Below are 18,229 nucleotides of genomic sequence, written 5' to 3' on the forward strand. Positions count from 1 at the left end.
GGTGGCGGGCGAAGCCCGTCGGATGAGGGGTTGCTGGGCCCGATGGCGGCATGGCGGCGACGGCTTGAGCGGATGGGGCAGCTCGGCCCCTCATCCGACCCCGCTGCGCGGGGCCACCTTCTCCCACGAGGGGAGAAGGACAAGGTGCGCGCCCTCACCCTTGGCCTCATCGCCCTGATGGGCGGCCAGGTCGCGGTGTTCGCCCTGGACGCCGCCTTGCCGCCGGACATGGGGCGGGCGGAGCGGTCCTCGCCGGTGGCGCTGGATCGGCGCGGGGCGTGGCTGCGGGCGCTGCCGGTGGAGGACGGACGCTGGCGGATCCGCGCCGACCTGACGCGCACGGACGACAGCTTCCAGAAGCGGCTGGTGCAGATCGAGGACGCGCGGTTCTGGATCCATCCGGGCGTCGACCCGCTGGCGGTGGCGCGGGCGGCGGGATCGGCGGCGGTGTCGGGGCGGGTGAGCTCGGGCGCCTCGACCCTGACCATGCAGACCGCACGGCTGCTGGAGCCGCGGCCGCGGACGCTCCCCGCCAAGCTGATCGAAATGGTGCGGGCCGGGCAGATCGAGGCGCGGCTCAGCAAGCGCGAGATCCTGGCGCTGTACCTGACGCTCGCGCCCTATGGCGGCAACCTGGAGGGCGTGCGGGCCGCCAGCCTGTCCTACTTCGGCCATGAGCCGGAGACCCTGACCGACGGCGAGCAGGCGCTGCTGATCGCGCTGCCGCAGTCGCCGGAGGCGCGGCGGCCGGACCTGCGCCCCGAGAATGCGCGGGCGGCGCGGCGCGCGGTGCTGGACAAGATGATCCGCGCCCGGATCCTCAGCGAGACCGCCGCGGCCGAGGCCGAGGACGAGCCCCTGCCCGGCCGCAGCCCGTTCCCGGCCCTGGCCTGGCATGTCGCCGGCGAGCTGGCGCGCTCAGCGCCGGTGAGCGAGGCCTCGGTGCTGACCACCCTGGACGCCGGGCTGCAGGCGCGGCTGGAGCCGCTGGCCGCCCGGGTCGCCCAGAGCCAGGGCCCCGAGGCGACGGCGGCGATCCTGGTGGTGGAGATCAAGACCCGGGCGGTGCGCGGGGCGGTCGGCTCGGGCGGGCTGACGCGGCCCGGCGGCTGGATCGACATGACCCGGGCGGTGCGCTCGCCCGGCTCGGCGCTCAAACCCTTCATCTACGGCTTTGCATTCGATGACGGGCTGGCCGCGCCCGACACCCAGATCGACGACGCCGCGCGCCGGTTCGGCGACTACCAGCCGGAGAACTTCGACCGCATCTTCCGCGGCAAGGTCACGGCCCGCGAGGCGCTGACCTATTCGCTGAACGTGCCGGCGGTGGAGCTGCTCGACAAGGTCGGGCCGGCCGCGTTCGAAGCGCGGATCGACGGCGCAGGGGTCAACCTGGTGCGGCCCAAGGCGCAGACGCGCGAGGCGGGCCTGGCCATGGCGCTAGGCGGGGTCGGGATCACCCTGCGCGACCTGGCGGTGCTGTACGCGGCGCTCGGCGACGGCGGCGTCGCCAAGCCGCTGGCCTGGACGCAGGGCGAGGCGGCGCGGCGCGAGGATCAGGGCGGCCGGCGGCTGATGCGGGCCGAGGCGGCCGACCAGGTGCTGGCGATCCTGCGCGAGACCCCGCCCCCGGCCGGGGCGACGGCGGCGGCGCTGACCAAGGGCCGGCCGGTGATGGCGTTCAAGACCGGCACCTCCTACGGCTTCCGCGACGCGGTGGCGGCCGGGGTGGTGGGCCCGTACGTGGTGGTGGTGTGGACCGGCCGCGCCGACGGCGGGGCGCGCGGCGGGCTGACCGGGCGCGACGCGGCGCTGCCGCTGCTGTTCGACGCCGCCGACCTGATCGACGCCCCGGCCAGCGCGCCGCGGCCGATCGCGCCGCGCGGCGCGCCCTCGGCGCTGACCAAGCTGGAGCAGCGCGAGCAGGGCCCGCGGCTGATCTTCCCGCCCAATGGCTCGACCGTGCAGGTGGAGGCGTTCGGCCCGGCCTCGCGCGGCCTGGTGCTGGCGGCCGGCGGCGAGGGCCTCTCCTGGTACGTCGCCGGCGAACCGCTGGTCGCTGACCCCGTCAGTGGACGGACGATCTGGCGCCCGAAGGGGCCGGGCTTCTACCGCCTCACCGTCGTCGACGCGCAGGGCCGCAAGGCCACCGCACGGGTGCGAGTGAAGTGACAAGGTCCCTTCTCCCCTTGCGGGAGAAGGTGGCAGGCGAAGCCTGACGGATGAGGGGTATGCGAAACCTCAACGCCCGCGACGTCGGAGAGGCTCGCCCCCTCATCCGACCCCGCTGCGCGGGGCCACCTTCTCCCGCGAGGGGAGAAGGATGGTCTTCGGCGCTCATCGTGCGAGGCTGAGGCATGACGGAAGCTAAGTTGAAGCAGGCGCGACGGATGCGGCGGACGCCGAGCGTCGCCGAGCGCGTGCTCTGGAAGCTGCTCCGCGGTCGCCAGCTAGAAGGCTGCAAGTTCCGCCGGCAGGTTCCGGTCGGTCCCTACATCGCCGATTTCATCTGTTTCGAGCATCGGCTCATCGTCGAGGCCGACAGCGCGCTCCACGACGAAGCCAGGGATGCGCGGCGGGACGCCTGGCTGAACGCGGAAGGATTCCGCGTCCTGCGCTTCGCCAACAGCGAGATCATCACGCGTCCGGAAAACGTGCTGATGGCGATCCTCGACGCCGTTCCACGCTCCGGGCCGCCTGACGCCCTGCGGCCGCTGCGCTGACCCTACTGGCCCTCGTCGCGGGCCTTGTCGAGGTCGCCGGGGCCGCTGATGGTGCAGTTCTGGTCGGTGACCAGGCCATTGGCGATCGAATAGACCCAGCCGTGGACGCTGATGTTCTGGCCGCGGGCCCAGGCGTCCTGGACGAAGACGTCGGAGGCGACGTTGCGGACCTGGCGCATGACGTTGAGCTCGATCAGGCGGTCGATGCGCTCGTGGTCGTGCAGGGTCTCGAGTTCTTCGCGGTGCTCGGCATAGACCTCGCGGATCGGGTGCAGCCAGTGGTCGACGAGGCCGCGGCGCTTGCCGTCGACGGCGGCGGCGACGCCGCCGCAGCCGTAGTGGCCGACGACCATGATGTGCTTCACCTTCAGCACGTCGACCGCGAACTGCAGCACCGACAGGTAGTTGGCGTCCTGCGGCGGGGCGAGGTTGGCGACGTTGCGGTGCACGAACAGCTCGCCCGGATCGAGATTGACGATCTCGTTGGCCGGGACGCGGCTGTCGGAGCAGCCGATCCAGAGATATTCGGGGCTCTGCTGGGCGACCAGGCGTTCGAAGAAGCCGGGGTCGACGGAGAGCTTTCCAGCCGCCCAGCGGCGGTTGTTTTCCTTCAGGTCCTCAAGCATGCACGGCGTCCGGTTGGCGATCGGGATGGGCGGCGGCGAAGGCCGGGTGCTCGCCCGCACGGGCGGCGGCGGCGGCGATCGCGGGGAACGGCGACAGGTCGACCTTGTAGCGCTGGGCCGAGTAGACCTGGGGCACGAGGCAGCAGTCGGCCAGGGTCGGCGCGTCGCCGAAGGCGAAGCCCTTGCCGTGGCGGGCGACCATCGGCTCCAGCGCCGAGAAGCCGTCGACGATCCAGCGCTGGCTCCATTCCAGGCGGCCGGCCTCATCGACGCCGAACTGCTCGAGCGCCTTCTGGATGCGCATGTTGTTCAGCGGGTGGATGTCGCAGGCGACGATGGCGGCCATGGCGCGGACCGTGGCGCGGTCGAAGGCGTCGGTCGGCAGCAGGGCGGGTTGAGGATGGGTCTCCTCCAGCCATTCGAGGATGGCCAGGGACTGGACCAGGACGTGGCCTTCCGTTTCCAGCGCGGGGGTCAGGTGCTGGCGGTTGCGCTTGGTGACGTAGTCGTCGGCGTGCTGCTCGCCCTTCAGCAGGTTCACCCCCACATAGCCGTAGTCGAGGCCCTTGAGGTTGAGGCCGATGCGGACGCGGTAGGGCGCGGTGGCGCGCCAGTAGGAATGCAGGGTGAGGCTCATGACGCGTCTCCGGCTGACACCGTGAACTGGAGTTGGCCGACGCCCTCGACCTCGCCCTCGACGACGTCGCCGGGGACAATCGGGCCGACGCCCTCGGGGGTGCCGGTGAAGATCAGATCGCCGGGCGCCAGGGTCCAGAGTTTGGAGGCCTCGGCGATCACCTCGGCCAGGTTCCAGATCATGTCGGCGACCCGGCCTTGCTGGCGGAGCTGGCCGTTGACGCTCAGCGCGATGCGGCCCTGCGGCGGCGCGGCGTCCCACTTGCGGATCGCCGAGATCGGGGCCGAGGCGTCGAAGCCCTTGGCCGCATCCCAGGGATGGCCCTTGTCCTTGGCGGCGTTCTGCAGGTCGCGGCGGGTCAGGTCGACGCCGACCGCATAGCCGTAGACGAGGCCGAGCGCCTGCTCGACCGGCACGTCGGCGCCGCCGCCCTTGAGCGCCACGACCAGCTCGATCTCGTGGTGCAGGTCGGCGGTGCGGGGCGGATAGCGGACCTGGCCGCCCGGCGGAACGACGGCGTCGGCCGGCTTGGCGAAGAAGAACGGGGGATCGCGATCGTCGCCGCCCATTTCGCGGCGGTGGGCGGCGTAGTTGCGGCCCACGCAGAGGATGCGCCGGACCGGAAAGGCCGCCGTCTCGCCCTCCACGGGCACGGAGGCGGGAGCGGTCGGCGGCAGGACATAGGCTGTCATAGCGCCGCCTTACGCCTGGGAAAGGGCGATGTGAACCCTGCCGTAGTGGGAGGACGGGGGGTTTTTTGCCGGAGGGTCGTCGACGGGGCGGACAATCGCTCCCCGCTTGGGGAGCTGTCAGCCGGATGGCTGACTGAGGGGGCTTGCTAAAGTCAGCAGTCCCCCTCCGTCGCGCTTCGCGCGCCACCTCCCCCAATGGGGGAGGAACTATGCCGGCGCTACTTCACCGCGTCGCGGATGGCGCGGGCCTTGTCGAGATGCTGCTGCACCGTCGGGGCCGTCGTGGCCGCGAACGCCTTGATGGCCGGGACGTCGCCGTCCTGGGCGTAGCGCTGCAGGACGTCCAGCGCCGCCTGGTGGGCGTCGACCTGGTTGTCCATGTAGGCCTTGTCGAAGTTGTCGGCCTTGCCGAGGTCGGTCAGCTTGTCCTGCAGGTCCTTCGGCAGAACGGTCGGCAGCGCCAGGGCGGTCTGACCCGAGTCCGCGATCGCCTTCTTCAGGCCCTCGGTGGTCTTGGTGTGGGCCGTGACCATGTCGGCGGCGAACTTCTTGACCTCGGGGCTCTTGGCCTTGGTGGCGGCGAGCTTGGCGGCCTCGACCTCGAACATGTCGCTGGCGGCGGCCTTGGCGACGAAGTCGGGCGCCGCGGCTTCGTTCGACGGCGTGACCACGGTGGCGGCGGGATTGGCGTCCGGTGTCGCAGCCTGCTCGGCCGGGGTGGCCGCGCCCTTGGTCTCGGTCTTCTGCCCACAAGCGGCCAGCGAAATGGCAGCCATAGCCGCGCCCGCGATCAGCAGGTTACGGGTCATCAAACCCTCCTTACGATTGACTAAAATGATCGGCGCGGGTCCAACGGACGGCGCACGGGTTCAGAACTCACAGACGCGTGATCCGTTCCGGGGAGGGAGCAAACGTGACCGACGCCGCCACCAACACCGGCCCGCTGCAGGGGCTGAAGGTCGTCGAGATGGGCACCCTGATCGCCGGCCCGTTCTGCGGCCAGATCCTCGGCGATTTCGGCGCCGACGTCATCAAGATCGAGGATCCCAAGACCGGCGACCCGATGCGCCAATGGGGCCGCAGCCTGCCCAAGGGGCTCTCGCCCTGGTGGCCGGTGATCGGGCGCAACAAGCGCTCGGTGGGCCTGGACCTGCGCACGCCTGAGGGCCGCGACATCGCGCTCAAGCTGATCGACCAGGCCGACGTGCTGATCGAGAACTTCCGGCCGGGCACGCTGGAGAAGTGGGGCATGGGCTATGAGGCCCTCAGCGCCCGCAATCCGCGGCTGATCGTGGCGCGGGTGTCGGGCTTCGGCCAGACCGGCCCCTACGCCAAGCGGGCCGGCTATGGCCTGATCGGCGAGGCGATGGGCGGCCTGCGGCACGTGACCGGCGAGCCGGACCGGCCGCCGGCGCGGGCCGGCATCTCGATCGGCGACAGCCTGACCGCCATGCATGCGGTGATGGGGATCACCATGGCGCTGCACGCGCGCGAGCGCACCGGCCGCGGTCAGATGATCGACGCGGCGCTGTACGAAAGCGTGCTGGCGGTGATGGAGAACCTGGTCACCGAGTACGACCTGACCGGCTATGTGCGCGAGCGCTCGGGCTCGATCCTGCCGGGCATCGCGCCGTCGAACGTCTATCCGTGCGCGGAAGGCGAGATGATCCTGATCGGCGGCAACGGCGACACGGTGTTCGCGCGGCTGGCCGAGGCGATGGGCCGGGCCGACCTGGCCGCCGACCCGAAGTTCGTCAGCCACGCGGCCCGCGGGGTGAACCAGAAGGAACTGGACGAGATCATCGCCGCCTGGACCGCGACCTGGACGCTAGGCGACCTGATCGACCACCTGGAGACCGCTGGCATTCCGTGCGGGCGGGTGTTCCGCGCCCCGGACATGCTGGAGAACGAGCAGTACCAGGCTCGCGACGCGATCGTGGAGCTGCCGCACCCGGTGTTCGGCAAGGTGAAGATGCAGAACGCTTTCCCGAAGCTGTCGGAGACGCCGGGCGCCGTGCGCTGGCCCGGACCGGACCTCGGACAGCACACCGACGAGGTGCTGGCCGAAGTCGGGCTCAGCGCCGACGACGTGGCTGGGCTGCGGGCAAAGGGCGTGGTTTAGGCCGAGTCCAAAGTCCCCCTCACCCGGCTGCGCCGGGAGCTCCCCCAGCGGGGGAGCATCTTGACGGAGCCGAGCCGCGGGCATGTTCTTCAGATGCTCCCCTTCTGGGGGAGCTGGCGGCCGAAGGCCGACTGAGGGGACTTTGACCATGCAGGCGCCCGAGCGAACCCGGCGGCTGGCGCTTGGTCTGCGAAAGGCGATGTCCCTGCCCGAGGTCCTGCTCTGGAAGGCGATCAAGAGCCGGAAGCTCGATGGCCTGCACTTTCGCAAACAACATCCCGCCGGCCCCTACATCCTCGATTTCTACTGCGACAGCGCCCGGCTCTGCGTGGAGGTGGACGGGTACAACCATGGGACGGGGATCCGGCCGGTCCGGGACGCCCAGCGGGGGAGCATCTAGTTGTTCACCGCAACCTGAACGGGCCTCCTTGCGCCCACCACACGATGCGGTCCTAATCCCACGAGTTGTTTCCGGGGAGGGGCCCGCATGTCCGACTTGATCCAGAGCCGCCGCACGCTGCTGGCGGCGGGGGCCGCGAGCCTGTTCGCGCCCGGCGTGGCCTTCGCTCAGAGCGGGGACGTGACGCCGATCCGGCTGGCGGCCGAGAAGGGCTATGACGCCTCGGTCAAGCGGATCCAGGAATGGATCGCCCTGCCCTCCATCGCCGCGGAGAACCGCGACATGGACAAGGGCTGCGACTACATGATGGCCCTGGCGAAGGACGCCGGGTTCCAGCACGTCGAGAAGGTGCCGACCGCCGGCTTTCCAGGCGTGTTCGCCACCCTGGACGTCGGGGCCAAGCGGACCATCGGCATCTACTTCATGTACGACGTGAAGCAGTACGACCCGGCCGAGTGGTCGAGCCCGCCGCTGGAGGCGCGTATCGTCGACAAGCCGGGCTTCGGCAAGGTGATCGTCGGGCGCGGGGCGGTGAACCAGAAGGGACCGGAGGCGACCTTCCTGGCCGCGCTGCACGCCATCCGCGCCGCGGGGAAGAAGCCGCCGGTGAACATCGTGCTGGTTTGCGAGGGCGAGGAGGAGATCGGCAGCCCGAACTTCCGCCAGATCGTCACCCAGCCGAAGGTGCTGGCGGCGCTGAAGCGCTGCGAGGGCGTGATCATCCCGGCCGGCTGGCAGAGCCCGAGCAACGGCGGGGTCAGCGTCAACCTGGGCGCCAAGGGCGTCGTCGAACTGGAGCTGATCTCCAGCGGCGCCAAGTGGGGCCGCGGCCCGAAGACCGACATCCATTCCAGCGAGAAGGCGCGAGTCGACAGCCCGGCCTGGCGGCTGGTGCAGGCGCTGACCAGCCTGGTCACGCCCGACGGCAACACCCCGGCCATCGACGGCTATTTCGAGAAGGTCCGGCCGCTGACCGCCCGCGAGAAGGAGCTGATCGGTCTGGCCGCCCAGCAGATGAGCGAGGCCGACGCCAAGAAGGCCATGGGCGTCGACCGCTGGATCGACGACATGCCCTGGGAGCAGTCGCTGGAGCGGCTGGCCAGCCAGCCGACAGTGAACATCGAGGGGCTGGTGTCCGGCTATACGGGCCCGGGCGGCAAGACCATCCTGCCTGGCCGGGCGACCGCCAAGATCGACATGCGGCTGGTGCCCAACCAGACCAAGGACGACACGGTCGCCAAGCTGCGCGCGCACCTGGACAAGCGCGGCTTCACCGACATCGAGGTCAATGTCAGCGGCGGCTACGACCCGACCGAGACCGACGAGAACAGCCGCCTGATCAAGGCCGAGATCGCCACCTACAAGAAGGCCGGCGTGCCGATCAGCCTCTATCCGCGGTTGGCCGGATCCTGGCCCGGGGCGGTGTTCACCTCCGCCCCCGTCAGCCTGCCGGCCGGACAGTTCGGGCTGGGCCACGGCAGCGGGGCCCATGCGCCGAACGAGTATTATGTGATCGAATCCTCGAATCCGAAGGTCGAGGGCCTGGTCGGCGCGACCGTGGGTTACGCCGACTTCCTCTATGAGATCGCGTCGATCGCCTAGCCGCCGGGGCTAGGAGGCGAAGAAGCCGAGTTCGCCGCTGACCCGCACCTGGCAGGGGCGGCCGTCGTCCTGCACTTCCCGCGCCCGCCGATTGGCGGCGGCCTTGGCGATGTCCTTGTCCGGCGAGTGGCCGAAGGTGTCGCCGTCCAACTCGACGGCCCAGAAGCCGTCACGAAATGCGACCGTCAAAACGGCCCGTTCCAAACCTTTTTGCATCGGCAAGCCATAGCATACCGGGGGCCTGACGGCGAATCTTCCATATATTTCTTGCCGTCCGCGAAAATTTCCCGCAGTTTGGGTGGGTCAAATGTCGTTTTGGCTCGCTGCCGTGGCGCTAGTTCTACTTGAGAGATCAGCTTCACAATTGCCTTCGGACCTCTCCGAAAATTTGATCTTGCGACCCACTCTGGGCGCGAGAACTCATGCCCGGAAAGGGACAACATGACTATTGGTGTCGTTAAGTGGTTCAACGCCCAAAAGGGTTTCGGCTTCATCCAGCCTGACGATGGCGGCGCGGACGTGTTCGTGCACATCTCGGCGGTGGAGCGGGCCGGCATGGCCACCCTGCACGAGGGCCAGAAGCTGAGCTTCGAGCTGGAGCGCGACAAGCGCAGCGGCAAGAACTCGGCCGGCCAGCTGCAAGCGGTCTAAGCCGACCTCAGCTGCGAAGATCGACGGCCCGGCGCCCAAGCGCCGGGCCGTTTTTCGTGGTCAGGCCGCCACGCCGAACAGGGCGCCGACCGCGGCGGTGACGGCCATGGCCATCGCCCCCCAGAAGGTGACGCGCAGCACCGGCTTGAGCATCGGCGCCTGGCCCGCGCGGGCGCCGACCGCACCCAGCACAGCGAGGTAGACCAGCGAGGCGCCCGAGACCGCCGGCACCACGACCGGCAAAGGCGCAAGCGCGGCCACCAGCAGCGGCAGGCCAGCCCCGACGGAGAAGGTCAGGGCCGAGGTGAACGCCGCCTGGATCGGCTTGGCGGCGGTGGTCTCGTTGATGCCGAGTTCGTCGCGGGCGTGGGCGCCGAGGGCGTCCTTGGCCATCAGCGGCTCGGCGACCTGGCGGGCGAGGTCTGGAGTGAGGCCGCGCGCGACATAGATCCCCGTCAATTCTTCACGCTCGAACTCCGGCTGGGTCGCCAGCTCGGCCCGCTCGCGCGAGAGCTCGGCGGTTTCCGTGTCGAGTTGGGAGCTGACCGAGACATATTCGCCGGCAGCCATGGACATCGCGCCGGCGACCAGGGCGGCGACCCCGGCGACCAAGATGTCCGATCGCCCTTGGGCCGCGGCGGCCACGCCGACGATCAGCGAGGCGGTCGAGACGATGCCGTCGTTGGCGCCCAGGACGGCGGCCCGCAGCCAACCGATGCGCTCGACGAAGTGGATTTCCTGATGCTTCGGATTCATCGACGCCCCCGGCTGGCGCCGCCGATCATGCCCGGCGGACCCAGAGCATACGCTGCAACGTGCGGTCGCGGTCGTAAACAAGGTGTTTTACGGCGCCGGCGACATGCAGCCCGATGAGCGGCCAGAACAGCTTCGTCGCCGCGCCGTGCACCTCCTCGCAGGCCTCATGCAGCCAGTCCACGCGAGCGGCGAACGGGCTGGGGATCGCAAGCACATCGAAGACCTGCAACGGCTGCCCCGTCGACCAGACGGCCAACGGGCCGGTCACGATCAACGCCGCGATCATCAGCAGGAAAAGGCCCTGCACCGCGCGGGCGGCGATGCGCAGGACACGGTTCTGTTCGATCGGCCGGGGCGACGGCTGAGACGCGGTCCAGAACAGCCGGGCGGCGAGGAAGGCGATCAGCAGCATCGCGACCGAGACGTGCAGATCGCGCGCGAGTATCTTCTCGGCGCGGTCGGGAGCGTCTTCCATCCGCTCGCCGAGGAAATAGAGGGCGGTGACCCCGACCGCGCTGATCCAGTGCAGGGCGATCGCGATCCAGCCGTAGGCGGCGCGGGTGTTGGTGAGCGACATGGGACTCCTTGCCTCTCCCCACGCTAACGGCGAGGTTGGCGCCAGCATTGATCAAACTCAAAGGCGGCAGCCCCTGCCGCGGGACCCAACACGCCATGCCCATCGCCGCCGTCAACGGCCTCAACCTCTACTTCGAGCGTGCGGGAGCCGACGAGCCGCTGCTGTTCATCTCCGGCACGGGCGGCGACCTGCGGGTGAAGCCGAACCAGTTCGACGGGCCGTTCCCGAAGGCGTTCGACATGATCAGCTACGATCAGCGCGGGCTGGGCCAGTCGGACAAGCCGGACGAGCGCTACACCATGGCGGACTACGCCGACGACGCCGCCGCGCTGATGGAGAGCCAGGGCTGGGCGAGCGCCCACGTCATCGGGGTCTCGTTCGGCGGCATGGTCGCCCAGGAACTGGCCCTGCGCCATCCGGGCCGGATCCGCCGGCTGGTGCTGGCCTGCACCTCGCCGGGCGGCGCGGGCGGGGCCTCGTTCGCGTTCCACGAGATCGAGCATCTGAAGGGCGAGGAGCGGGCGCGGTATCTGACGCCGATCTCCGACACCCGCCGCGACGAGGCGTGGGCGGCGGCCAACCGCGAGCTCTACGCCCAGATCATCGCCATGACCGCGGCCGATCCGTATGCGGACGAGCCCGGCCGCGCGCAGGGCGCCCATCGCCAGCTCGAGGCGCGGGCCGACCACGACACCTGGGAGCGGCTGGACCAGATCACGGCCCCGACCCTGGTCGCCGGCGGCCGCTTCGACGGCATCGCCCTGCCCGCGACGCTGGAGCGGCTGGCCGGCAGGATTCCGGGCGCGGAGCTGCGCTTCTACGACGGCGGGCACATGTTCATGATCCAGGACCGCGCCGCGGTGCGCGATATGGTCGCGTTCCTCAACGCCTAGGCCGCTTGCCCCTCGGCGGCCCAGCGGATTACGACGCCACGAGTGTCACAGTCTTCGCTTACCGATTCCCACCCCGAGTTCCTGTTCCTGGTCAGCGCCCCGGCTGGCGGCGAGTGCCACATGGCCGTCGAGAGCGGCTTTGGCCGACCGCGCTTCATGGTTCAGGGCACGGCCAGCTACCTCTCGTTCATGCCGGACCTGCGCCGCAGCGGGCGCGACCTCTGGCTGGACAACCGGCCCGGCGCTTTTCAGCTGAACTTGCCGCGGGTCCCGCTGGTCAACTACATGGCCGACCCCGACCTCTATGCGGAAGCGCTCACGAAGGCCGAGCTGATCGCAGAGCAATCGGGCCTGCCGGTGCTGAACCATCCCACGTCGGTCCTGAACTCGCGCCGGGACCGCAGCGCCCGGCTATTGGCGACGATTCCGGGGGTGCGCACCCCACGGACCGTGCGCCTCAACGCGCCGACCCGAGCCGAACTGATCGCTGCGATCCTCGACGCCGGGCTCGGCTTTCCGCTGTTGCTGCGCCCCGCCGGCCGGCACGGCGGCAAAGGGTTGATGCGGCTGGACAGTCGCGAGCAGCTTGAGGCCGCACACCTTCCGCTGGGCGTCGACGAGGCCGTCTACGCCAGCGAGTACATCGATTTCGCCGACAACGACCGCCTCTATCGCAAACTGCGGCTGACCTTTGTCGGCGAGCGCGTGTTCTGGCGTCATCTGGTCATCGGCGATCGCTGGCTGCTGCACTCCGGCGACCGCATTGCGAACACCGAGGCCGAGGAACGCGCCTCGCTGGCGGCTTTCCAGACCCTGACCTTGCCGCGCCTCGCCCCGACGTTGACCGCGATTCGTCGCGCGGTCGGCCTCGACCACTTCGGACTGGACGTCTCGCTTCGGCCGAACGGGGAGCTGCTGGTGTTCGAGGCCAACGCCTGCATGAACGCGCTCGACAACAGCACCATTTCGCCGCCGAACATGTGGGACGGGCCGGTCACGGCCGTGCGAGCGGCGCTTGCCGAGTTGCACGCCCGGCCCGAGCGCTGGCTGCACCGCGGGGCGTGGTCCACCCCGACGCTGGCGATGACGGCTTAGGGCGCCAGCAGCGCGCCGACGGCGGCGGCGACCTGGGTGACGTCGTACGGCTTGCGGATGATCGGGGCGTCGAAGCCCATCGGCGCGCCGCTGTCGCCGTAGCCGGTGGCGAACACGAACGGCACCCCGCGCGCGGCCAGCGCCTCGGCCACCGGGGTCACCGCCAAACCGTTGAGATTGGCGTCGAGCACGGCCGCATCGATGTGGCCGGCCAGCAGGCTCATCGCCTCGGCGAGCTCGTAGGCCGGGCCGACCACCTGGGCCCCGGCGTCGGAGAGCCCGGTCTCCAGTTCCAGCGCCAACAGCACCGCGTCCTCGACGATGAGCACGCGCTTGCCGCGCAGGTCGACGGGTCCCTGGGCGGCGGGCGTGGCCTCGATCTTCCGGGGGGCCGGCGCTTCAGGAACCGTCTCGGGCCGGGAGACCACGGCGGCCGGACCGGCGCGCAGGCGCACGCTGACGCCGCCGCGGCGATACTCGAGCTCGACTTCGCCGTTGAGCTCCCGGCCGGTGACCTGGCCCAGCAGGGTCGAGCCGAAGCCCTTGTGAGTCGGAGCCACCACCGGCGGGCCGCCGGTTTCGGTCCAGAACAGCTCGAAGCCGCCGTCGGCGATCTGGGCCCAGCGGACGTCGACACGCCCGCTCTCCACCGACAGCGCGCCGTACTTCACGGCGTTGGTCGCCAGCTCGTGCAGCGCCAGCGACAGGGCGTTGGCCCCACGCGGGGTGAGGAACAGCTCAGGCCCATCCCAGCGGGTCTGGCCCGGCGCGATGCCGCCGAGCTCGGCGGCGGCGAGGTGGGCGATGGCCGCGCCGCGCCAGCGGGCGGCGGTCAGCAGCTCGTTGGCCGACGCCATCGACTTCAGGCGGCCGGAGAAGGTCGACAGGAAGCTGTCGAGCGAGGTGGTGCGCTTGGCGGTCTGGACGGCCAGGGCCTGAACCGCGGCCAGCACGTTCTTCACCCGGTGATCGAGCTCGGCCATCAGCGCGCGGCGGCGGTCTTCCTCGGCCCGGCGGTCGCCGATGTCCTGGGCCACGCCGACCGCGCGGATCGCCCGGCCCTCGTCGTCGCAGACCAGCAGGCCGGAGGTGCGCATCCAGACCGTGCGGCCGTCGTCCTCGCGGATGCGGCGGTACTCGGCCTCGAAGCGGCCCTCAGCGCGCATCGAGTCTTCCATGAACTGGCGGGTGCGGTCGCGATCGTCCGGGTGCACGCCGCGATAGAGGAATTCGCCCTTCTCGGCCGGCCATTCGCCGACCGGCAGGCCGCTGACCTCGGACATGCGCGGGCTGATCCGCACGACGTCCTCGACCATGTCCCATTCGTAGTCGCCAAGGCGCGCGGACTCGAGCGCCAGTTCGAGGCGTTCTTGATCCAGATTGCGTCCAGGGGCGGGCTTCACCATGGCGCGACCATTAAGCGGGGTTCGGGTCCGAGCGACAGGAACCAACGGTTGTATGCCCTGAATTGCGCGCCGAGTCTTTCAGTCAATTTTCGGAACCCCCTATTGCCTTTGACGTTGTGGCAAGGCTTCCATGCCATCCCTGCGTTACCTGCTGAATACTTGGAGAATCTGACATGGCCACCAACGCCGTCGACCACGCCAAAGACGAAGCCAAGGCCGCGGCCCAATCGATGGCCGACTCCGCCTCCAAGCTGTCGGCCGAAGCGCAGCGCAGCTTCGGCGAAGCGGCCAAGAAGTTCGAGAAGGTCGTCGCCGAGGGTCTGGAACAGATCCGCGCCCAGAGCCGCACCTATGCCGACAACGCCGGCGAGCACATCGACGACGCCCAGCGCTATGTCGTCGAACGCGTCAAGGAACGCCCGCTGGTGGCGACCGGCGCGGCGCTCGGCGTCGGCCTGCTGATCGGTCTGCTGCTCGCCAGCGGCCGCAAAAATTGATCCTCAAGCGAGCGCTCTATTACGTCGTCGCCGCCGTCGCGCTCGCCGCGACGGCGGTTGTTTGCGTGGTGTTCCTGGCGATGGCCCTGCATGCGGGCCTCAAGCCCCTTGTCGGCGAAGCCTGGGCCGGTGTGCTGGTGGCTGCGGCCGCAGCGTTGCTGGCCGGGCTGATCGGGATGGTGCTGCTGATGATGGCCAGCCCGCCGCGGCGCCATCACAAGCGCGACCAGGACAAGGACCTCAGCTCGCGCATGTTCGAACTCGCCCAGGCCAAGCCCTGGGTGGCGCTGGGCATCGTCGGGGCGGTCGCCGCCGTGGCGCTGAAGAATCCGCGCACCACCGCCACCGTCGTTTCGGCGCTGATGGCGGGCCGCGCCTCTAAATCCTAGAGAACCAAACACCACAGTTCGGGTTAGTGTGGGACGTGGGCGCTGGCCCGCGATCCCTCCCCCGTAGGAAATTGCTATGTTTGAACTGCCGAACCTTCCGTACGCCCACAATGCGCTGGAGCCCGTGATCTCGGAAGCCACGATGCATCTGCATCACGGCAAGCATCACAAGCGCTATTTCGACGTCATGAATCCGATGCTCGAGGAAGCCGGGGCCAAGCCGGCTTCGCTGGAAGAGGTCATTCGCGGCGCGGTTGGCCAGGCCAAGCTGTTCAACAACTCCGCCCAGGCGTGGAACCACACCTTCTTCTGGGAATGCATGAGCCCGCCCGGCCAGAAGGTCTCCGGCGATCTGGCCGCGGCCATCGATCGTGACTTCGGCGGCCTCGACCAGCTCAAGGCCCAGTTCGTGGCCAAGGGCGTCGGCCACTTCGGTTCGGGATGGGTGTGGCTCGCCGCCAAGGGCGACGCGCTGAGCATCGTCGACACGCACGATGGCGTGAACCTGCTGACCGAAGCCGGCGTTGTGCCGCTGCTGGTCGCCGACCTGTGGGAGCACGCCTACTACCTGGATCACAAGAACGACCGCGAGGGCTTCCTGAAGGCCTGGTTTGACGCGCTGCCGAACTGGACGTTCGCCCAGGCCCAGTACGACGCCGCCCGCAAGGGCGAATCCGGCTGGACCCATCCCGGTCCGGTCTAGATCCCGGAACGTCAGGCACAGCTGAGCGTTTACATATCCGGACACAATAACCGGAGAAACGACATGCTTGGATGGGCCTTGACCTTCCTGGTAGTCGCCCTCATCGCTGGCGTACTCGGATTTACTTCGATCGCCGGCGCAGCGATGGGCGTCGCCAAGATTCTGTTCTTCGTGTTCCTGGTGCTTTTCGTGGTTTCCCTCGTCATGCATCTGGTACGAGGGCGCGGCGCGCTCTAGCGGAACACTGAACATCAAACGCCCGCCCCTCACCGGGGCGGGCGTTTTAGTGTCTGCGATTGACCGCCCAGCTGCGCAGCGGTTCGAACCGCGAGCCGGCCCAGCCCTGCGCGATGACGCGGATCTGGTCCGCGTCGGCTTCGATGATGTTGAAGCTCGGGACGACCCCGCGCTCGCGCACCGACAGGGTGCCGGCGCCGACGGCGTGGGCGCAGCCGCCCGCGAACGGATAAGGCCAGACGAAGGGCGCGTGGATGTGCCCCGACAGCACCAGGTCGACGCCGCCTTCGGCTAGGGCGCGGGCGGCCGCCTCGCCGCCCCAGACCTTGCCGGTCATCGGCCCGCCGATCATCTCGACCAGCGGGTGGTGCACGACCGCCACCTTCAGCGCCTCGGACGGGGCGGCGGCCAGCCAGGCGATGGCCTCGCGGCTCTGGGCGCGCGAGATCTGACCCTTGGACCAGTTGGCGCGCGGCTGCACCCCGCGGGCGGTGTTGAGCCCGTAGACCGCCAGCCCCGCCCCCGCGAAGGTCTGCGCCTCGGCCGCGCCGATGATCCGCGAGAACCGGCCGAAGGGATCGAAGAAGCGCTCCCACCAGGCCAGATAGGGCGCGTCGTGATTGCCCGGGCAGACCAGCTGCGGTCCCGGCACAGAGGCCAGCCACGCGGCTGCGGCCTCGAATTCGCCCACAGCGCCGAACTGGGTAAGGTCGCCCGAGACGATGGTGAGATCAAAGCCGCCCTGCCGGAGGATCTCGGCCGCGCCCTCCACCGCCGCCACGTTCTCGCCGCCGAAATGGATGTCGGAGAGATGGGCCAGGCGGATCATCGCGCCTCCGAGGCCGGGGCCAGCAGCCGGGCGACCTGAGGGCGCCAGTCGACCGTGGCGTTGGAAGCCAGCCAGACCGGTTCGCCGTCGAGCACGGCCGGCACCCGGCTCGCCGCCCAGACGCGGGCCTGCAGGCAAGGGCCGGCGCTGACCGCCGGATCGTTGCGCCAGTCGTCGACCAGCGCCTTGAAGCCGATGCGGGCAGCCTCGCCGACGGTCTGGGGGTCGATCACGGCCGCTTCCAGGCTCTGGGCCTCGTTGTCGAGCGCCGTGGAGGCCAGCGGGCACAGGAACGCCAGGGCCTCGGCCTTGCCGCGCGGACCATCGTCGAGGGCGTAGCGCAGGCGCCCGGAGAAGGCGCGCCGCCAGGCCCGGCGCATGCGGGCGAAGGCCAGACGCAGCTGCCCCTCGCGCACCGCCTCACGGGCCGGCGCCCACAGCGCCGGCGCCCCGAGGATGGCGGCGACCAGGAAACTGCGGCCCTCGATCAGACCGCCGCCGATGTCGCGCTCGACGCCGGACTCCAGCGCGCCGGTCAGCGCCTCGCGCCAGGGGACCGCGCCGTAGACCGCGTGGGGCAGCATGTTCATCGTCCCGCCCGGCAGCGGCGCGATCATCGGCCCCTGCGGCCCGGCCATGTCGGCGGCCGAGCGGGCGGTGCCGTCGCCGGCCAGGATGACCAGCAGATCGGGCGCCGCATCGACCGCCGAGCGCAGCCGCCGCTCGATCTCGCCGCCGTCGGCGACCTGGACGTTGGCGTGGGCGCCGTACTCGGCCAGCAGGGCGCGCATCTCTTCGGCGTCCTGCGCGCTCGCGCCGCCGGAAGAGATGTTCACCACCGCCTCGATGCGGGAAATCTTGGGTGCTTGAGCCATTTGTCCTCTGCCAGCGCCCCGTAGGAGCAGCCCCCTAACGGCGGCGGTTGGACGCGGTTCCGTCCGGAACTCTGCCGTAAGGCGCGCGTTGGGGTCGGCGGGATAAGTAAGGAGAGCCATATGCTCAAGGCCAAATCTCTCATGCCGTTCGCGGCCCTGGCCGGCGCCGCTCTGTTGGCGAGCGCTTGCACCACCACCGGCAACGTCGAACGCAACGCCGCGGGCGGCGCCGCCCTGGGCGCGCTGGCGGGCGCGGTGATCGGCAATAACGTCGGCAGCGGCGACGCCGGAACCGGCGCGGCCATCGGCGCGGCCCTGGGCGGCGGCGCGGGCGCGGTGCGCGGCTGTCGCCAGGACGGCGGCTGCGGGGCCCAGACCCAGAACCGCCGCCAGTACTACGACGAGCGCGCCGCCCGGTATTACTACTACGACAACGGCTCGGGCCGTTATTACTGGGAAGACGGCAGCCCGCGTTGATCGCGCGAGCGCAACCTAGACTAGCCTGCGGTGGGCGGTCAG

Annotated in this window: 23 protein-coding genes; 13 read left to right on the forward strand and 10 right to left on the reverse strand. The window is 70.0% G+C overall.

Translation table 11 applies throughout. The annotated features are described in order from the left end of the window. Positions 1 to 177 precede the first annotated feature (177 nt). Both pbpC and ACSQ2H_RS20155 read left to right on the forward strand, forming a co-directional pair. Entirely contained in the window at positions 178 to 2,172 is a 1,995-nt protein-coding gene (gene pbpC / locus ACSQ2H_RS20150; RefSeq protein ID WP_436063593.1) for a penicillin-binding protein 1C, read from the forward strand. A gap of 185 nt (positions 2,173 to 2,357) precedes the next feature. After that, positions 2,358 to 2,723, forward strand: coding sequence for an endonuclease domain-containing protein (locus ACSQ2H_RS20155; RefSeq protein WP_436063149.1), 366 nt, complete (start codon positions 2,358 to 2,360; stop codon positions 2,721 to 2,723). Positions 2,724 to 2,725: 2 nt separating this feature from the next. On the opposite strand, the gene ACSQ2H_RS20160 is transcribed toward ACSQ2H_RS20155, so the two are convergent. From ACSQ2H_RS20160 to ACSQ2H_RS20175, 4 genes are all read right to left on the reverse strand, one after another. Next, entirely contained in the window at positions 2,726 to 3,349 is a 624-nt protein-coding gene (locus tag ACSQ2H_RS20160) for a carbonic anhydrase (protein WP_436063150.1), read from the reverse strand. Next, complete coding sequence (gene maiA, locus ACSQ2H_RS20165; protein ID WP_436063151.1) at positions 3,342 to 3,986, reverse strand: maleylacetoacetate isomerase; 645 nt, start codon at positions 3,984 to 3,986, stop codon at positions 3,342 to 3,344. Before maiA ends, ACSQ2H_RS20160 begins: the two co-directional genes overlap by 8 nt. Continuing rightward, a complete protein-coding gene (locus ACSQ2H_RS20170) occupies positions 3,983 to 4,678 on the reverse strand; it encodes a fumarylacetoacetate hydrolase family protein (protein WP_436063152.1) in 696 nt (231 codons plus the stop codon). The genes maiA and ACSQ2H_RS20170 overlap by 4 nt, the downstream gene beginning before the upstream one ends. Positions 4,679 to 4,896: 218 nt before the next feature. Continuing rightward, entirely contained in the window at positions 4,897 to 5,487 is a 591-nt protein-coding gene (locus ACSQ2H_RS20175) for a DUF4142 domain-containing protein (protein WP_436063153.1), read from the reverse strand. Positions 5,488 to 5,591: 104 nt separating this feature from the next. Here ACSQ2H_RS20175 and ACSQ2H_RS20180 point away from each other — a divergent pair, with 104 nt between their 5' ends. The 3 genes from ACSQ2H_RS20180 (at position 5,592) to ACSQ2H_RS20190 (ending at position 8,802) form a co-directional block, all read left to right on the forward strand. Continuing rightward, positions 5,592 to 6,800 carry a CaiB/BaiF CoA transferase family protein gene (locus tag ACSQ2H_RS20180; RefSeq protein WP_436063154.1) on the forward strand — a complete coding sequence of 403 codons (1,209 nt, stop codon included), beginning with the start codon at positions 5,592 to 5,594 and terminating at the stop codon, positions 6,798 to 6,800. Positions 6,801 to 6,948: 148 nt separating this feature from the next. After that, positions 6,949 to 7,200, forward strand: a complete 252-nt coding sequence (locus ACSQ2H_RS20185; protein WP_436063155.1) for an endonuclease domain-containing protein — start codon at positions 6,949 to 6,951, stop codon at positions 7,198 to 7,200. 87 nt (positions 7,201 to 7,287) lie between these two features. Then, positions 7,288 to 8,802 carry a M20/M25/M40 family metallo-hydrolase gene (locus tag ACSQ2H_RS20190; RefSeq protein ID WP_436063156.1) on the forward strand — a complete coding sequence of 505 codons (1,515 nt, stop codon included), beginning with the start codon at positions 7,288 to 7,290 and terminating at the stop codon, positions 8,800 to 8,802. A gap of 9 nt (positions 8,803 to 8,811) precedes the next feature. Here the strand turns inward: ACSQ2H_RS20190 and ACSQ2H_RS20195 are convergent, their stop codons facing one another. Further along, positions 8,812 to 8,991: a hypothetical protein gene (locus ACSQ2H_RS20195; RefSeq protein ID WP_436063157.1), complete on the reverse strand. Its 180-nt coding sequence runs from the start codon at positions 8,989 to 8,991 to the stop codon at positions 8,812 to 8,814. A 252-nt stretch (positions 8,992 to 9,243) separates the two neighbouring features. On the opposite strand from ACSQ2H_RS20195, the gene ACSQ2H_RS20200 reads away from it, so the two are divergent. Next, positions 9,244 to 9,453 (forward strand): cold-shock protein, encoded by a 210-nt coding sequence (locus ACSQ2H_RS20200; RefSeq protein ID WP_269627887.1) that lies wholly within the window; start codon positions 9,244 to 9,246, stop codon positions 9,451 to 9,453. A 60-nt stretch (positions 9,454 to 9,513) separates the two neighbouring features. Here ACSQ2H_RS20200 and ACSQ2H_RS20205 read toward each other — a convergent pair whose 3' ends face one another. Further along, positions 9,514 to 10,209 carry a VIT1/CCC1 transporter family protein gene (locus ACSQ2H_RS20205; protein WP_436063158.1) on the reverse strand — a complete coding sequence of 232 codons (696 nt, stop codon included), beginning with the start codon at positions 10,207 to 10,209 and terminating at the stop codon, positions 9,514 to 9,516. 25 nt (positions 10,210 to 10,234) lie between these two features. After that, entirely contained in the window at positions 10,235 to 10,786 is a 552-nt protein-coding gene (locus ACSQ2H_RS20210; protein WP_436063159.1) for a cytochrome b, read from the reverse strand. A 95-nt stretch (positions 10,787 to 10,881) separates the two neighbouring features. On the opposite strand from ACSQ2H_RS20210, the gene ACSQ2H_RS20215 reads away from it, so the two are divergent. Both ACSQ2H_RS20215 and ACSQ2H_RS20220 read left to right on the forward strand, forming a co-directional pair. Beyond that, positions 10,882 to 11,679 (forward strand): alpha/beta fold hydrolase, encoded by a 798-nt coding sequence (locus ACSQ2H_RS20215; RefSeq protein WP_436063160.1) that lies wholly within the window; start codon positions 10,882 to 10,884, stop codon positions 11,677 to 11,679. A gap of 42 nt (positions 11,680 to 11,721) precedes the next feature. Continuing rightward, positions 11,722 to 12,774, forward strand: coding sequence for an ATP-grasp domain-containing protein (locus ACSQ2H_RS20220; RefSeq protein ID WP_436063161.1), 1,053 nt, complete (start codon positions 11,722 to 11,724; stop codon positions 12,772 to 12,774). Here ACSQ2H_RS20220 and ACSQ2H_RS20225 read toward each other — a convergent pair. Next, positions 12,771 to 14,180 carry an HWE histidine kinase domain-containing protein gene (locus tag ACSQ2H_RS20225; RefSeq protein WP_436063162.1) on the reverse strand — a complete coding sequence of 470 codons (1,410 nt, stop codon included), beginning with the start codon at positions 14,178 to 14,180 and terminating at the stop codon, positions 12,771 to 12,773. The two genes, ACSQ2H_RS20220 and ACSQ2H_RS20225, sit on opposite strands and share 4 nt — an antisense overlap. 173 nt (positions 14,181 to 14,353) lie before the next feature. On the opposite strand from ACSQ2H_RS20225, the gene ACSQ2H_RS20230 reads away from it, so the two are divergent. The 4 genes from ACSQ2H_RS20230 (at position 14,354) to ACSQ2H_RS20245 (ending at position 16,006) form a co-directional block, all read left to right on the forward strand. After that, positions 14,354 to 14,677, forward strand: coding sequence for a glycine zipper domain-containing protein (locus ACSQ2H_RS20230; protein WP_436063163.1), 324 nt, complete (start codon positions 14,354 to 14,356; stop codon positions 14,675 to 14,677). After that, a complete protein-coding gene (locus ACSQ2H_RS20235) occupies positions 14,674 to 15,066 on the forward strand; it encodes a hypothetical protein (RefSeq protein WP_436063164.1) in 393 nt (130 codons plus the stop codon). The genes ACSQ2H_RS20230 and ACSQ2H_RS20235 overlap by 4 nt, the downstream gene beginning before the upstream one ends. A gap of 76 nt (positions 15,067 to 15,142) precedes the next feature. Continuing rightward, positions 15,143 to 15,769, forward strand: a complete 627-nt coding sequence (locus ACSQ2H_RS20240; protein ID WP_436063165.1) for a superoxide dismutase — start codon at positions 15,143 to 15,145, stop codon at positions 15,767 to 15,769. 63 nt (positions 15,770 to 15,832) lie between these two features. After that, entirely contained in the window at positions 15,833 to 16,006 is a 174-nt protein-coding gene (locus ACSQ2H_RS20245; protein WP_183771352.1) for a DUF1328 domain-containing protein, read from the forward strand. A 46-nt stretch (positions 16,007 to 16,052) separates the two neighbouring features. Here the strand turns inward: ACSQ2H_RS20245 and ACSQ2H_RS20250 are convergent, their stop codons facing one another. Together ACSQ2H_RS20250 and ACSQ2H_RS20255 are read right to left on the reverse strand one after the other, a co-directional pair. After that, a complete protein-coding gene (locus tag ACSQ2H_RS20250) occupies positions 16,053 to 16,835 on the reverse strand; it encodes a metallophosphoesterase family protein (protein ID WP_436063166.1) in 783 nt (260 codons plus the stop codon). Next, entirely contained in the window at positions 16,832 to 17,710 is an 879-nt protein-coding gene (locus ACSQ2H_RS20255; protein WP_436063167.1) for a diacylglycerol/lipid kinase family protein, read from the reverse strand. Before ACSQ2H_RS20255 ends, ACSQ2H_RS20250 begins: the two co-directional genes overlap by 4 nt. Positions 17,711 to 17,851: 141 nt before the next feature. Between ACSQ2H_RS20255 and ACSQ2H_RS20260 the strand changes: the two genes are divergently transcribed. Further along, positions 17,852 to 18,187, forward strand: coding sequence for a YMGG-like glycine zipper-containing protein (locus ACSQ2H_RS20260; RefSeq protein ID WP_436063594.1), 336 nt, complete (start codon positions 17,852 to 17,854; stop codon positions 18,185 to 18,187). Positions 18,188 to 18,229 lie beyond the last annotated feature (42 nt).

Source organism: Phenylobacterium sp. LjRoot97 (genome assembly GCF_964254345.1).
Lineage (GTDB): Bacteria > Pseudomonadota > Alphaproteobacteria > Caulobacterales > Caulobacteraceae > Phenylobacterium.